The sequence below is a fragment of the Variovorax paradoxus genome, assembly GCF_009755665.1.
Lineage (GTDB): Bacteria > Pseudomonadota > Gammaproteobacteria > Burkholderiales > Burkholderiaceae_C > Variovorax > Variovorax paradoxus_G.
The window spans coordinates 767,786-780,840 of record NZ_CP046622.1; the positions used below are offsets into that span (position 1 = coordinate 767,786).

Sequence of the window (13,055 nt, forward strand, 5' to 3'; positions counted from 1 at the left end):
GCCCGTTGCCGTCGGCGGATCAGGCCGGCTGGAGCACGCGCGCTGCTGGTGCAGGCATGCCGGTAAACGCGAAATCGACTTCGGGTGCAAGCCCGCTCACGATCCGCGCCACCGACCTGCCCGAGCCGCACGCATGCGTCCAGCCGAGCGTGCCGTGTCCGGTGTTCAGGTACAGGTTCGGCAGCTTCGTCTTGCCGATCAGAGGCACGTTGCTCGGCGTCGCGGGGCGCAGGCCGGTCCAGAACTGCGCCTGGGTGGTGTCGCCGGCGCCCGGAAAGAGCTGCTCGACGCGCCGCACGATCGCCTCGCAACGCACGCGGTTCAAGTCTCGGTCGTAGCCATTGAGTTCGGCTGTGCCGGCAATGCGCAGGCGGTCTCCGGAGCCTGAGGTGTACCGCGAAAACACGAGCTTGAACTCGTCGTCGGTCAGCGAGACCTGGTGCGCCCTTGCCGCGTCTTTCACGGGCAGCGTGACCGAGTAGCCCTTGGCCGGATAGATCGGCAGGCGAATGCCCAGCGGCGCGGCGTACAGCGGGCTCAACGAGCCCATCGCAAGCACGAAGGCGTCGCCGCGAATGCGTTGGAAGCGCCCTTCGTTGTCGGTGGCCTCCACGTGGTCGATGCTGCCGCCTGCTTCGCGCAGTGCAGTCACCGTGTGGCTCATGAGGAACTTCACGCCAGCCGCTGCCGCCAAGCGTGCCATTTCGCGGGCGAAGAGGTTGGCGTCGCCGGATTCATCTTCCGCCGTGTAGGTGGCACCGGCCAATTGCGGGCGGACGTGCGCAAGGGCGGGCTCGATCTTCACCGCCTCGTCCGCAGAGATGACTTGCCGTTCGCAGCCGAGCGCGCGCATCTGCTCGGCGGGCGCAAGGGCGCGGTCGAATTCCTTCTGTGTCGTATAGAAGTGCAGGATGCCTTGCGTGCGTTGGTCGTAGGCAATGCCGGTGTCGCGCCGCAACTGCTGCAGTACTTCGCGGCTGTAGGTGCCCAGGCGCACGATCTGCTCGATGTTGTGCTTCGTACGGGCGGGGGTGCATTCGCGCAGGAATTGCAGGCCCCAGAGCCATTGGCGCATGTCAGCGCGAATGCGAAACAGCAGCGGGGCGTCTTCTTTGCCCAGCCATTGCAGCACCTTGAGCGGTGCACTCGGATTGGCCCAGGGTTCGGCATGGCTGACGGAGATCTGCCCGCCGTTGGCGAAGCTGGTTTCGGCAGCGGGGGTGGCCTGCCGGTCGACGACGGTCACTTCATGGCCGAGTTGCTGGAGGTAATAAGCCGAGGTCACGCCGAGCAAGCCGGCGCCGAGAACGATCACGCGCATTTCAAGTACCTTTGAGGTCGAAGCGCTTGAGCGGCGGGGTAGGCGTGCTATCCAATAGATAGCAAACAACCGGACGCCGCCGTCCAAGTTGCCGCTCCCCCTGTCCTCGGTACCTGAGAGATTCACCCGTTGCGCCCGCAACGGGTTTGCTCCTTCGGTGCATCACGCGAGGTGATGGCTCTCCAGACGGCGTGTCATTTGGTGCAGTACAAGCCCCTTGCCGAAATTTCGAGAATCTCGTCGGGCCGACCTGAGCGTTTATGGGAGTTTGCGCCTTCGGTAGGGCAACCGGGGTTGCCCGCTCTCCTGCAGTGGGGCGATTGTAGGCGGGGCTTGCGGACGCGCCAACCCTTGCTTCGACCCGGCGGAGGGCCAATGGGATAATCGCCCGTTCATTCGCCAGAGGGCGATCGTTCGACAACAACAGGGGACCTCATGATCCTGGTAACCGGCGGCGCAGGCTTCATTGGCGCTAATTTCGTACTCGACTGGATCGCGCAGAGCGATGAGCCGGTCGTCAATCTCGACAAGTTGACCTATGCGGGCAACCTCGAGACGCTTGCATCGCTCAAGGGCAACCCGAACCATATCTTCGTGCAGGGCGACATCGGCGACAGCGCCTTGGTCGATCGTCTTTTGGCCGAGCACAAGCCGCGTGCCATCGTGAACTTTGCCGCGGAATCGCACGTCGACCGTTCCATTCACGGGCCGGAGGACTTCGTGCAAACCAACGTGCTCGGCACCTTTCGCCTGCTCGAATCGGTGCGCGGCCACTGGAGCGCACTGCCGGCCGAGCAAAAGGCTGCATTTCGGTTCCTGCACGTGTCGACCGACGAGGTCTACGGCTCGCTCTCCAAGACCGACCCTGCGTTCACCGAAGAGAACAAGTACGAGCCCAACAGTCCGTACTCGGCCAGCAAGGCCGGCAGTGACCACCTCGTGCGCGCCTGGCACCACACCTACGGCCTGCCGGTGGTCACCACCAACTGCTCCAACAACTACGGTCCGTTCCACTTTCCCGAGAAGCTCATCCCGCTGATGATCGTCAACGCCCTGGCCGGCAAACCCCTGCCCGTGTACGGCGACGGCATGCAGGTGCGCGACTGGCTCTACGTGAAGGACCACTGTAGCGCCATCCGCCGCGTGCTCGAAGCCGGCAAGCTCGGCGAGACGTACAACGTCGGCGGCTGGAACGAGAAGCCCAACATCGAGATCGTGAACACCGTGTGTGCGCTGCTCGACGAACTGCGCCCGCGCGCAGACGGCAAGCCCTACAAGGAACAGATCAGCTACGTCACCGACCGCCCCGGCCACGACCGGCGCTACGCCATCGATGCACGCAAGCTGGAGCGCGAGTTGGGCTGGAAGCCTGCTGAAACCTTCGACACCGGTATCCGCAAGACTGTCGAGTGGTACCTCGCCAATGGCGAATGGGTGCGCAACGTGCAAAGTGGTGCGTACCGCGAGTGGGTCGAAAAGCAATACGACACGACGAAGGCGACCGCATGAAGTTGCTGCTGCTGGGCAAGGGCGGACAGGTCGGCTGGGAGCTGCAGCGCAGCCTTGCGCCGTTGGGCGAACTGGTGGCGCTCGATTTCGACAGCACCGATTTCAACGCCGACTTCAGCCGTCCCGAGCAGCTGGCCGAGACCGTGCTCAAGGTGCGGCCTGACGTCATCGTCAATGCCGCGGCTCACACGGCCGTCGACAAGGCCGAGAGCGAGCCCGACTTCGCGCGCAAACTCAACGCCACCTCACCCGGCGTCGTGGCCGAAGCCGCCGGGCAGATCGGCGCACTCATGGTGCATTATTCGACCGACTACGTGTTCGACGGCAGCGGCAGCAAGCCCTGGCAGGAAGACGATGCCACCGGCCCCCTCAGCGTGTATGGCCGTACCAAGCTTGAAGGTGAGCAACTGGTGGCTACGCACTGCGTCAAGCACCTGATCTTTCGCACCAGCTGGGTGTTTGCCGCACGCGGCGGCAACTTCGCCAAGACCATGTTGCGGCTTGCCAAGGAACGCGACAAACTGACCGTCATCGACGACCAATACGGGGCCCCGACCGGTGCCGAGCTGCTGGCCGATGTCACGGCGCATGCGATTCGCGCCACCTTGCAAGACCCATCCAAGGCAGGCCTGTATCACGCGGTGGCCGGCGGCGAGACCACCTGGTGCGGCTATGCGCGCTTCGTGCTCGAGCAAGCGCGCCAGGCTGGCGTAGAACTCAAGGCCGGCCCCGAACAGGTCGAAGCCATACCCACGAGTGCCTTCCCCACGCCAGCGACGCGGCCTCACAACTCGCGTCTCGATACTGCCAAGCTGCAGACCATATTTGGTCTGCGCCTGCCGCCCTGGCAGGAAGGCGTTGCGCGCATGCTGCGCGAGACGCTCTGAAGAGTGAATTCACACGAGAAGAAACGCATGACCACGACTCAACGTAAAGGCATCATCCTCGCCGGAGGCTCGGGCACCCGGCTGCACCCCGCAACGCTGGCGATAAGCAAACAGCTGCTACCGGTGTACGACAAGCCGATGATCTATTACCCGCTCAGCACGTTGATGCTGGGTGGCATGCGCGACATCCTGATCATCAGCACGCCGCAGGACACGCCGCGCTTCCAGCAGCTGTTGGGCGACGGCAGTCAGTGGGGCATCAACTTGCAGTACGCGGTGCAGCCCAGTCCCGACGGGCTTGCGCAGGCATTCATCATCGGCGACAAGTTCGTAGGAAATTCGCCTAGCGCGCTGGTGCTGGGCGACAACATCTTCTACGGCCACGACTTCGTCCACCTGCTGTCCGGTGCGGACGCCAAGGACTCGGGCGCAACCGTGTTTGCCTATCACGTTCATGACCCCGAGCGCTATGGCGTGGTGGCCTTTGACGCACAGGGCAAGGCCAGCAGCATCGAGGAGAAGCCACTAAAGCCGAAGAGCAGCTATGCGGTCACAGGGCTGTACTTTTATGATGCCCAAGTGGTAGACATCGCCAAGGCCGTGAAGCCGAGCGCGCGCGGCGAACTCGAAATCACCGCAGTCAATCAGGCGTACCTTGAGTTGGACCAGTTAAACGTGCAGATCATGCAACGCGGTTATGCGTGGCTAGACACCGGGACGCACGATAGCCTGCTGGAAGCTGGGCAGTTCATTGCGACGCTGGAGCATCGGCAGGGATTGAAGATTGCGTGTCCTGAAGAGATTGCTTGGCGCAATGGGTTCATCACAACCGAGCAGCTCGAAAAACTTGCTGCACCGCTGGAGAAAAGCGGCTATGGCAAATACCTCAAGCACCTGCTGAACGATGAGGTGCGCTCGTGAAAGTCACCGCTACCGCTATTGCAGACGTGCTAGTGCTCGAACCGAAGGTATTCGGCGATTCGCGTGGGTTCTTTCTCGAGAGTTTCAATCAAGGCGCCTTCGACGAGGCTGTGGGGAGGCGTGTAAAGTTCGTTCAGGACAATCATTCGCGTTCTGTAAAGGGAGTTCTCCGAGGCCTGCATTACCAAGTACAGCAGACACAGGGCAAGCTAGTGCGTGCGGTGCGCGGGGCGGTATTTGACGTCGCGGTGGACATTCGTAAATCGTCGCCAACGTTCGGCCAATGGACTGGCGTTGAACTGACTGAAAAAAACCACAAGCAGCTTTGGGTGCCAGAAGGATTGGCACATGGATTTTTGGTGCTCACAGAGTCTGCTGACGTCTTGTATAAGGCGACAGATTACTATGCGCCCGAGCATGAGCGCGCCATCCGATGGGACGACGCAAAACTTGAGATACAGTGGCCGGACACAGGCGTCCCCGTGCAACTTTCGGCTAAGGATCACCAAGCGGCGACCATGGACAGCGCGGAGTTCTTTGAGTGACGGCTTAATGCTAGGGTCGCGCCGGTGCGGAATCGCCAACATAGTCATGACGACTTGGGACCGGATTAGGCGAGCCTCGCAAAAACAAATGTTTAATAAGCACAAGCGGATTCTTTGGCTCCTGAACCATCGCACCTTGATGCCCTTCGAAGCGCCGCTTATTCGACGGCTCGGCTTCGAGATATTTATCCCCAAGATAATTCCTAAGACAGGATTTCGAAGTGGAGACGTCGACTACGGCTACGACACTTCACTGTCTCTCCCGCCTCGGGTCTTGGAACGGCTGAATGAATTCAATTTTTATGAGGAATCATGGCCCAGCGATATCGTAGTGATCATCAATCGATACTTCGGTGCCGCTTTCATCGTTGCGCACCTAAGACAGGCATCGGAGGCGATCGACAACTTTGAAGGCCAAATCGTTTTCAGAGCTTTCGGTCTCGAGAACGGCAACTGTTACACCCGGGCGCTCGCGCATCTTTACGGCCCGATGATTCATCGCAAGATCGAAGGCATCAAGCACAGATTCTGGTTTGGGGAGGGCTATGACAATCTGCACGAGTGCGAAAGCTCGCTCTTCGGAGAAAGGGCGCTCTTTCTCCCAATTGGCGTTCCGAAGATCTTCTTCACCAACGCCAAGCAGTGGCGCGGGAAAGTCAAAAAAATTCTTTTCGTGTGTCCAAACGCGGTCACGAATCTTTACTACTCCGGCATTTACAAGAAGTTCAAAGAGAACTTCGGTGACTTACCGCACGTGATCGTCGGTGCACAGGATGTACCGGTTGCGGACCCCCACGTTGTGGGTTTTGTGTCAGACGATGAGCTTCATCGGCTTTACCTGGATTGCGCACTTCTTTATTACCCGTCCATTGAAGTTCGACACGTCCACTATTCACCAATCGAAGCCGCGATCAATGGTATGCCAGTGATCTTTTTCGCCGGTTCATTGCTGGATAGGCTGAGTCGCGGTTCGACAAAAGGCCGGGTGAATTCCATCGCCGAGGCGCGTGAACTTGTCGAGCGAATTCTAGCGGGTGACAGGCCACTCATAGATGAGATCAAGGCCGATCAGCAGGAGATCGCCTATCATTTCTCAGACGCTTACTGCGAACCGACGTGGCGCCGACAGATGCAAAACAGCGGATTTTTTGCAGCGATGCAAAGGACGTCAAAATGGCAAATCGCTTGGATCGAACTTCTTCGCTCGTTGCTGAAACCGGTTGCGCACGGGCGGCTGAAGATCAACCCTCACCGTCGAGCTTTGACGCTGATGAGTACAACGCTGACACCTACTGAGGCTAAGGAGAAGTACGGTTCATCTCTCTTCGACGGCGTTTCGTTTAAGGACGTAGGGTTTCCGCCGTTCGTCGATCTCGTGGACGGCATCAGCGCCGATGAAGGCTGGGGGCGCTGGAGCAACGGCAAGACAATCACTATTGTCCTCAAACACGTACTCCATGGAGAGTTTCGACTTTATGTGTACGGTGTGGCATTCGGAAAAAATGCAGAGGTACCTGTACCCGTGCGAATTGGCACGCAGACCCGAATGATGCAGTTGGCTTCAAGCTTGGAGAAATCTAGTGGTGTGTGGCTGCATTTCAATCTGAAAAAACCTGCGAACGTTATCCTAATAACGATTCCGTATCCGACCGTTCCTGAAGTGGATACGCGCTCCCTGGGGGTCGGTTTGGTAAAGATCGCAGCATCGCCCATCGGTCTGAGTCTGGAGGATGCCAAGCGCGCACTGGGCACCACACTAACGGACGGATTGGATTTCCGGTCTTCTGAATTTCCGGCGTTCGTCGATTCAATCCAAGGATTGTCTGATCCCGAGCCTTGGGGGCGTTGGAGCGACGGTAAAACAGTGATGCTCGAGCTGAAGCACACGCTTCAGGGCGCTTTCGCGCTCATCCTGCGTGCCGCAGCATATGGCTCGAATATCGGTGCACCGATCGCGGTACGCATCGGCGAACAAACCCGAACGATGTATTTAACGGCGCAGGCAAGCGAGCCTGTAGTGATCGAATTCGATTTGAAAGTGCCTGCGAAGGTCATTGAGATTGATGTGCCGTATCCGACGTCACCTCCTCAGGATCCTCGCAAGATTGGCATCGGCTTTTATGAGATGGCTGTCCTAGCGAGGGATGCCGGATAGCCTTTCAGGCGCAATCTACGCCGCAGTGCTCAAATCGCGACGGCAATCCGTCGCTGCATCCCAATCTTGGAAGCGCAGCGCATGATGGTTTTTGTTGTTCATGCTCGCATCAGTGCCGCACGGGATTCACACGGACCTCGATACTAGTCAGACGCGCGGAGAGCCCGTGGTAATCTTTGTCGACGGCGGAATTCAACTCAAGAACGTTCGCGCCACGACGCAGCAAGCCTTTTGGAATAGAAGCCGAAAAATTGCTGGTGGTGGCCCAGCGAATTGGCAGTTCATCTCCGTTGACGAGTACTCGCATGCTTTCTCGGATGGAGGCGTTCCGAACGAGGTCGAATGTTCCCGCCACCTCGTAGGGCTGATCGCTCGGATTGATGTTGAAAATCAGGTTGGATTTTTTCTGCGACTTCCACGCGGCGGCATCATGGTGCAAATAACCTTGGCTCCATTCGGCCTCACGCCAGCCACTGCCCTGGATTGGTTGCTCTAGGCTCCACCACTTGCCGAAATCCCATCGATAGGTCGACCTGTCCTCGGCCGAGTTGAACAGGTTTACTGCCGCGAAGGGTCGATCCGCCATCAGTATATTGCGATACCGCCTTGCAGCGGGTGTGTCGGCGGTTTCCAGTAGCCCCCGATAGGGGTCGAGTCCGCTGTCGGAAGCCACGTTACCATTCAGTTCGATTGCAATTTGTACCAATTGCGATTTCAATTTCACGATGTCCGGGGTGGCGCGCGCCGGCATGTTTGCAATCGTCTCTGCAGGCGTGAAGGTCCAAGTCTTGGAATCTTCGATGCAATGGCCGGCACGCAAAATTGAATCGAGCTTTTGCCAATCTCCGTTAGGCATCAGGCAAATATAGGGTGCCTCGATTGGCTGGGCATAGAGGTAAGTCAAAGCATAGTCGAGATTGTCGCGCAGCATCCAGCTGTGCGATAGCCGGCCCGAATGATCGAGGATTAAAAGCGTCTTGCCGGTTTGAGTGCTCGGATCAAAATTCTCAACGATTGCGCGCAAAATCTTGCGCTGATCTTCTGATAGGGCCACGTAGTGGTGGAATTGATAGAGTTGAGAAGCGGCTCCGGCGGTCAGAAGAAGCGCGACAGACGCACACGCCAACATTTTTGAGAATTTGGCAAGCGACATCACGAGGGCAGTCACTATCAATGCAGCGCCTAACGTCGAGAAGAGAAACGTTCTTTGAGAAATGAGGACGTGGGAAGCAGAGAACAGATACGGCACATAGCCCAACACCAGCAGCAGCGCGCCCACAACGGCCATACGCATCTGCGAGAACACCGCGCGGAACTTACTTGCGAAGACGACGCTGTGCCCTGATCTCTCTTGTTCCGAAGCTGGAAAGAACAGGATGCATCCTGAAGAGATTAAGCCGAAAGCGAACAAATAGAGGTAGCTTCGGAATTCGCGTGCAGCCATGCCCCAAGCATCAAACCATCCACCGACCAAAGCGCGAGCGATGCCGACATCGAAGAGCTTCGGCAGCGCTTGGTACAGCACCGTAAAGGGCGAGTTGCGGTTCGTGATGGTTTGCTGGTAGGAGTCTCCACCGGATGCCGACGCTACGACGACGTAGAGCACGTACAGAACCGCAGAGGCGATCCAGCCCAATGCCGGCCACGGATTGCGCCGCAGCTCGCGCAGCGTTGCGGCAGTCCCTTCTCGGCACCAGAGCACGAAAAGCGGTAGCCCGATGATCATCAGCGCCACCTCGTACATCATTTGTGCCGCGAGCATGCTTGCACAGCCCAGTGCAATAAGGACTCTGCGAGCCCATCCGGCTTCTTGGTACTGGGTGCGAACGAGCAGGGCGGCGCCGAGAAGCAGCAGCGACAGCGACAGATTAATGTGCTGGCTGCGAAACGACAACTGCATTGTGTCGGCCGGGTACAGCAAGACCAGCACCCCGAAGAACACGCCCCAACGCGGTGAACGCGTTGCAATAGCTGCGAGGTATGAAGCCGCGCCCCCTTTTAAGACCAGCGTGGCCATCAATATCCAGTTCCAAGAGTCGAACGAGTCGCGATCCAGCAGATAGCCAACCGCGTGCGGGAACACCGTGAGGGGCCGGAGTCTGTGCGCTTCCAGCATCGTTTGGGACTTCACGAACAGCACCGGTCCTGTGTTCGTGAAAAGCCCCAGCACTCCCCATTCCTCGAGCAGGCCGTGCAGGCTGAAGCCGAATGGCAGCCAAAGCATCAGTACAACGACAACCGATGGCAATGCGAAAGCGGGCCAGGTTCTTCTCACGTATTTCATCAAGAGCGAAAATTGGGTCGGGCCGGCTTTAACGAAACAGCCACCGGCTCGCGGCGAACGTCAGCGGAATGGTGATGGCGATGCTTGCGATCGGCGCGAAGGTTGGATGCAGATTTAGCGCGTCGACCCACACATAAATGATCAGGGCACCCACCAGGTACTGCACCAGATAGACAAGCGGCAACATTGCGGCTTTCTTCTCGCTGCGTGGCGCGCCGAAGACAAAGATTCTGTTCAGCACATAAGCAAGTGCGATCCCGGCCACGAATGCGAATGCATAGCTAAGCCAGTATGGCAATACCTGCAGCAGAGCCAGGTACAGCAGGTAGGTGCAGAGCGTGTTCAAACCGCCTGAAACCAGGAATCGGACGAATGGCGATCCGATTTGCCGCGCGGGCATTGGCGACGGCGTCAGGATTGGCCGGCTCCGCCGACCTTCAGGCGCAAAAATTCACCATGATCGCGAATGTAGTCGGCGTTGTCGTAGTAGTCGGACGCGAACACCAGCAGCACCGCATCCGCTGAATAGCGGTACTGGATACCCCAGGTCATGGGTGGGAGGTAGACACCAATTGACGGTGAGTCAAGCTTGAATTCCTCTCGCCGCTTGCCGTCGTCGGCGACGACGCTAACCTTGCCTTTTACGGCGATCAGAAACTGATGGCAGGTGCGGTGCGCATGCTCGCCTCGCGTTTCCGCCGTCGGTACGTCGTAGACGAGGAAATAGCGAAGCGGCTTGAAGGGAATATCACGCTCGAATTCGCCCACCGACAAGCTGCCGCGCATGTCTGGCACTGCGCGCAATGTGTGTAGTGTCACGCCTTCGATCGATGTGGCGCTGGTACCTACCGATTTCGAATTGCCATGCTCGGCGGGCGAGTGCGTATTCGCGTGCGCGTCGACGTATCCGGTAATGCGCGCTGGGTTGCCGACCACGATGGCATTGGGTGGCACAGACCGCGTAACGACCGAGCCTGCACCGATCATCGCGTTGCGTCCTACGGTAATGCCGGGCAGTATCGTGGCGTTGGCGCCGATCGACGCACCGGCCTGAATGAGCGTTTTGCCGAAGGCCTCGGGATACTGACGACTGCGGGGAAACAAGTCATTCGTGAAGGTCGCATTCGGGCCGATGAATACATCGTCCTCGATGACCACGCCGTCCCACAACTGCACACCACATTTGACCGTAACGCGGTCTCCAACGACTACATCGTTCTCGACAAAAACGTTGTCGCAAATATTGCAATCGCTTCCGATTCGCGCATTCGGCAGCACGTGCGCAAATGCCCACACTCGGGTGCCGCTACCGATTTGGGTGCTCTCGCAGAGAGCGTTCGGATGTGCAAAGTAGTCCATGGCTAAGCCGCTTTATCGAATTCGTGGATGCGCATCGCTACTGTGTGCGGACGGCCCTTTGTGTTCTCGTAGATCCGCCAGGCATAAGAACCCACGATGCCTAGGCCGAAGAGGTTTACAGCGCCCAGGAAGACGATGGTCAGCATCGTCATGGCATAGCCGGGAACGGAGATGAAGCCTGTCAGCCTGCCAATCATGACGACGATACCCAGCAATCCTGCGAGCGCCGCGGTGGTCCCGCCCACGCGCACCAATAGGCGGATCGGCAAGTCGGTGAACGAGAACACACTGTCCATCAGATAGTTGATCTTTTTACGGAGCGTCCACGCAGACTTGCCATGTTGGCGAGTCTGGCGAACATAGTGAATAAGCTTGCGTCGAAAGCCGAGCCAGAAGAGTTGCGCAATCAGCGAGCTGTGGCGCTCATCGAGCTGCAGCAGCGAATCTCTGAAGACCCGGTTACAGCCGAACACGTCCACGCCGCCGGGTGGAACCTCAGGTACCACATATTTTCTGTAAAGCGCCCAAAAGAGCTGGGCTGGCAGGCGGCTCAGCAAGGGATCTTCGCGGCCGCTGCGCGTGCCGACCACGACGTCGACTGGCTCGCCACGTAGCGCGCGGTCCATTTGGAGCACTAATTCTGGTGGCTCCTGGAGGTCGGCTGCCATCACCGCATAGCGTTCACTCTCGCACAGTTCGAGCCCCGCGCGGATGGCGGAGAACGAGCCGAAGTTGCGCGATAGGAGCATCAGCCTGGAAGGGAAGGGCTGCGAGGGTAGTGCATCTCGCAGCAATTCATAGCAACGGTCCGGACTGCCGTCGATGACAAACACTGCTTGCATTTGTCCGTCCAGCTGTCTATGCAGCATCGCCACGGCGCGCAGCAAGTCCGGTATGGAACCTTCATTCCGGTAGACCGGGATCACGAGCGTCAGCACGGTGCGACCTCAGCGTTGGAAGTATGAGCGCACAGCGCGAATGACTTCATCCACCTCTTGCGCAGATAGGCCCGGGAAGCAAGGGAGCGAAACGAGCAAATCGCAGGTCCGCTCGGTTTGCGTGAGCGAAATGGTCGTGCTTGTCAGATCGTAGGCCGTCTGGCGATGGTCGGGCAGCGGGTAATGGACGTCGGTCCCGACATGGTGCGATCCCAGATGCGCACGGAAATCCTCACGCGACTCGACCCGGACTACATAGAGATGCGCAACGTAGTCTTCGCCGGTCGACGGCGGAAGCACCAGCGGCAGATCGGCAAATGCAGCGTTGTACCTGGTCGCGATATCTCGCCTCATGGCATTCCATCCGTCCAGCCTCGGGAGCTTTTCGCGGAGCACGGCAGCCTGCATTTCATCGAGGCGACTGTTGCGACCGTTAGGTGTGGCGACGTGATACTTGGTCGACCAACCATACTGCCGCAAGGTTCGCACCGTGGCTGCAAGTTTCGCGTCATTGCAGACAATGCCGCCGCCGTCGCCAAGCGCGCCGAGGTTTTTGGTTGGATAGAAGCTGAAACAGCCGATGTCGCCGATGCTTCCTGCGCGGCGCGCGCCGCGCATGGCCCCATGTGCCTGTGCGCAGTCTTCGATGACAGCCGTGCCTGCCGCATGACACAGCTTCGCGAGCTCTTCAATCTCCGCCAGCTGGCCATACAGATGCGTCACAATCACGGCCTTGGGCCGCTGCGTGAGCGCCTCGGATAGCGAGCGGGCTGACATATTCAACGAATCCTCATCGACGTCGACATACAAGGGCGTCGCGCCAATGGCAAGAATAGCGGTGCTGCTGTAGAAACCGGCGTTTGCCACGCATGCGACCTTGTCGCTGGCGGACACGCCTAGCGCACGCAAGGCCAACTCCAACGCATCTGTGCCGTTGGCCAGCGAAACGCACTCTTTGACGCCGATGTAATCGGCAAATTCGCGCTCGAAAGCCGTGACTTCGCCGCCAAGGACGTACCAGTTGCTATCGACGACACGTTGAACAACGGACGCCAGGTCCAAACCCGCATTGGCCGCGGCGGCAGAGAACAACGGAATCATCTTTTCACCTTCATGACTAGAGCAGGGCTGCGTTC

At 58.8% G+C, this 13,055-nt stretch carries 11 protein-coding genes and 1 riboswitch; of the genes, 5 read left to right on the forward strand and 6 right to left on the reverse strand.

Annotation, left to right across the window (positions count from 1 at the left end):
• Window positions 1-19: 19 nt before the first annotated feature.
• Window positions 20-1,321, reverse strand: a complete 1,302-nt coding sequence (locus GOQ09_RS03525; protein WP_157611903.1) for a D-amino acid dehydrogenase — start codon at window positions 1,319-1,321, stop codon at window positions 20-22.
• Between the two features lie 90 nt (window positions 1,322-1,411).
• Window positions 1,412-1,517: riboswitch (glycine riboswitch) on the reverse strand.
• A gap of 239 nt (window positions 1,518-1,756) precedes the next feature.
• On the opposite strand from GOQ09_RS03525, the gene rfbB reads away from it, so the two are divergent.
• The 5 genes from rfbB to GOQ09_RS03550 are packed head-to-tail and all read left to right on the forward strand — an operon-like array spanning window position 1,757 to window position 7,338.
• Window positions 1,757-2,830, forward strand: coding sequence for a dTDP-glucose 4,6-dehydratase (rfbB, locus tag GOQ09_RS03530; protein WP_157611904.1), 1,074 nt, complete (start codon window positions 1,757-1,759; stop codon window positions 2,828-2,830).
• Window positions 2,827-3,717: a dTDP-4-dehydrorhamnose reductase gene (rfbD, locus tag GOQ09_RS03535; RefSeq protein ID WP_157611905.1), complete on the forward strand. Its 891-nt coding sequence runs from the start codon at window positions 2,827-2,829 to the stop codon at window positions 3,715-3,717. Before rfbB ends, rfbD begins: the two co-directional genes overlap by 4 nt.
• Before the next feature lie 27 nt (window positions 3,718-3,744).
• On the forward strand, window positions 3,745-4,638 hold the full coding sequence (rfbA, locus tag GOQ09_RS03540; RefSeq protein WP_157611906.1) for a glucose-1-phosphate thymidylyltransferase RfbA: 894 nt from the start codon (window positions 3,745-3,747) through the stop codon (window positions 4,636-4,638).
• Complete coding sequence (rfbC, locus tag GOQ09_RS03545) at window positions 4,635-5,183, forward strand: dTDP-4-dehydrorhamnose 3,5-epimerase (RefSeq protein ID WP_157611907.1); 549 nt, start codon at window positions 4,635-4,637, stop codon at window positions 5,181-5,183. Before rfbA ends, rfbC begins: the two co-directional genes overlap by 4 nt.
• Before the next feature lie 46 nt (window positions 5,184-5,229).
• Complete coding sequence (locus GOQ09_RS03550; RefSeq protein WP_157611908.1) at window positions 5,230-7,338, forward strand: DUF7024 domain-containing protein; 2,109 nt, start codon at window positions 5,230-5,232, stop codon at window positions 7,336-7,338.
• A 109-nt stretch (window positions 7,339-7,447) separates the two neighbouring features.
• On the opposite strand, the gene GOQ09_RS03555 is transcribed toward GOQ09_RS03550, so the two are convergent.
• From GOQ09_RS03555 to GOQ09_RS03575, 5 genes are read right to left on the reverse strand one after another with little or no spacing between them, the layout of a single operon-like run.
• Window positions 7,448-9,622, reverse strand: a complete 2,175-nt coding sequence (locus tag GOQ09_RS03555; RefSeq protein WP_157611909.1) for a hypothetical protein — start codon at window positions 9,620-9,622, stop codon at window positions 7,448-7,450.
• Window positions 9,623-9,650: 28 nt separating this feature from the next.
• Window positions 9,651-10,022, reverse strand: a complete 372-nt coding sequence (locus GOQ09_RS03560) for a GtrA family protein (RefSeq protein WP_157611910.1) — start codon at window positions 10,020-10,022, stop codon at window positions 9,651-9,653.
• Between the two features lie 11 nt (window positions 10,023-10,033).
• Window positions 10,034-10,981 (reverse strand): WxcM-like domain-containing protein, encoded by a 948-nt coding sequence (locus GOQ09_RS03565; protein ID WP_157611911.1) that lies wholly within the window; start codon window positions 10,979-10,981, stop codon window positions 10,034-10,036.
• 2 nt (window positions 10,982-10,983) lie between these two features.
• Entirely contained in the window at window positions 10,984-11,919 is a 936-nt protein-coding gene (locus tag GOQ09_RS03570; protein ID WP_157611912.1) for a glycosyltransferase family 2 protein, read from the reverse strand.
• A 9-nt stretch (window positions 11,920-11,928) separates the two neighbouring features.
• Entirely contained in the window at window positions 11,929-13,020 is a 1,092-nt protein-coding gene (locus GOQ09_RS03575) for a DegT/DnrJ/EryC1/StrS family aminotransferase (protein ID WP_157611913.1), read from the reverse strand.
• Window positions 13,021-13,055 lie beyond the last annotated feature (35 nt).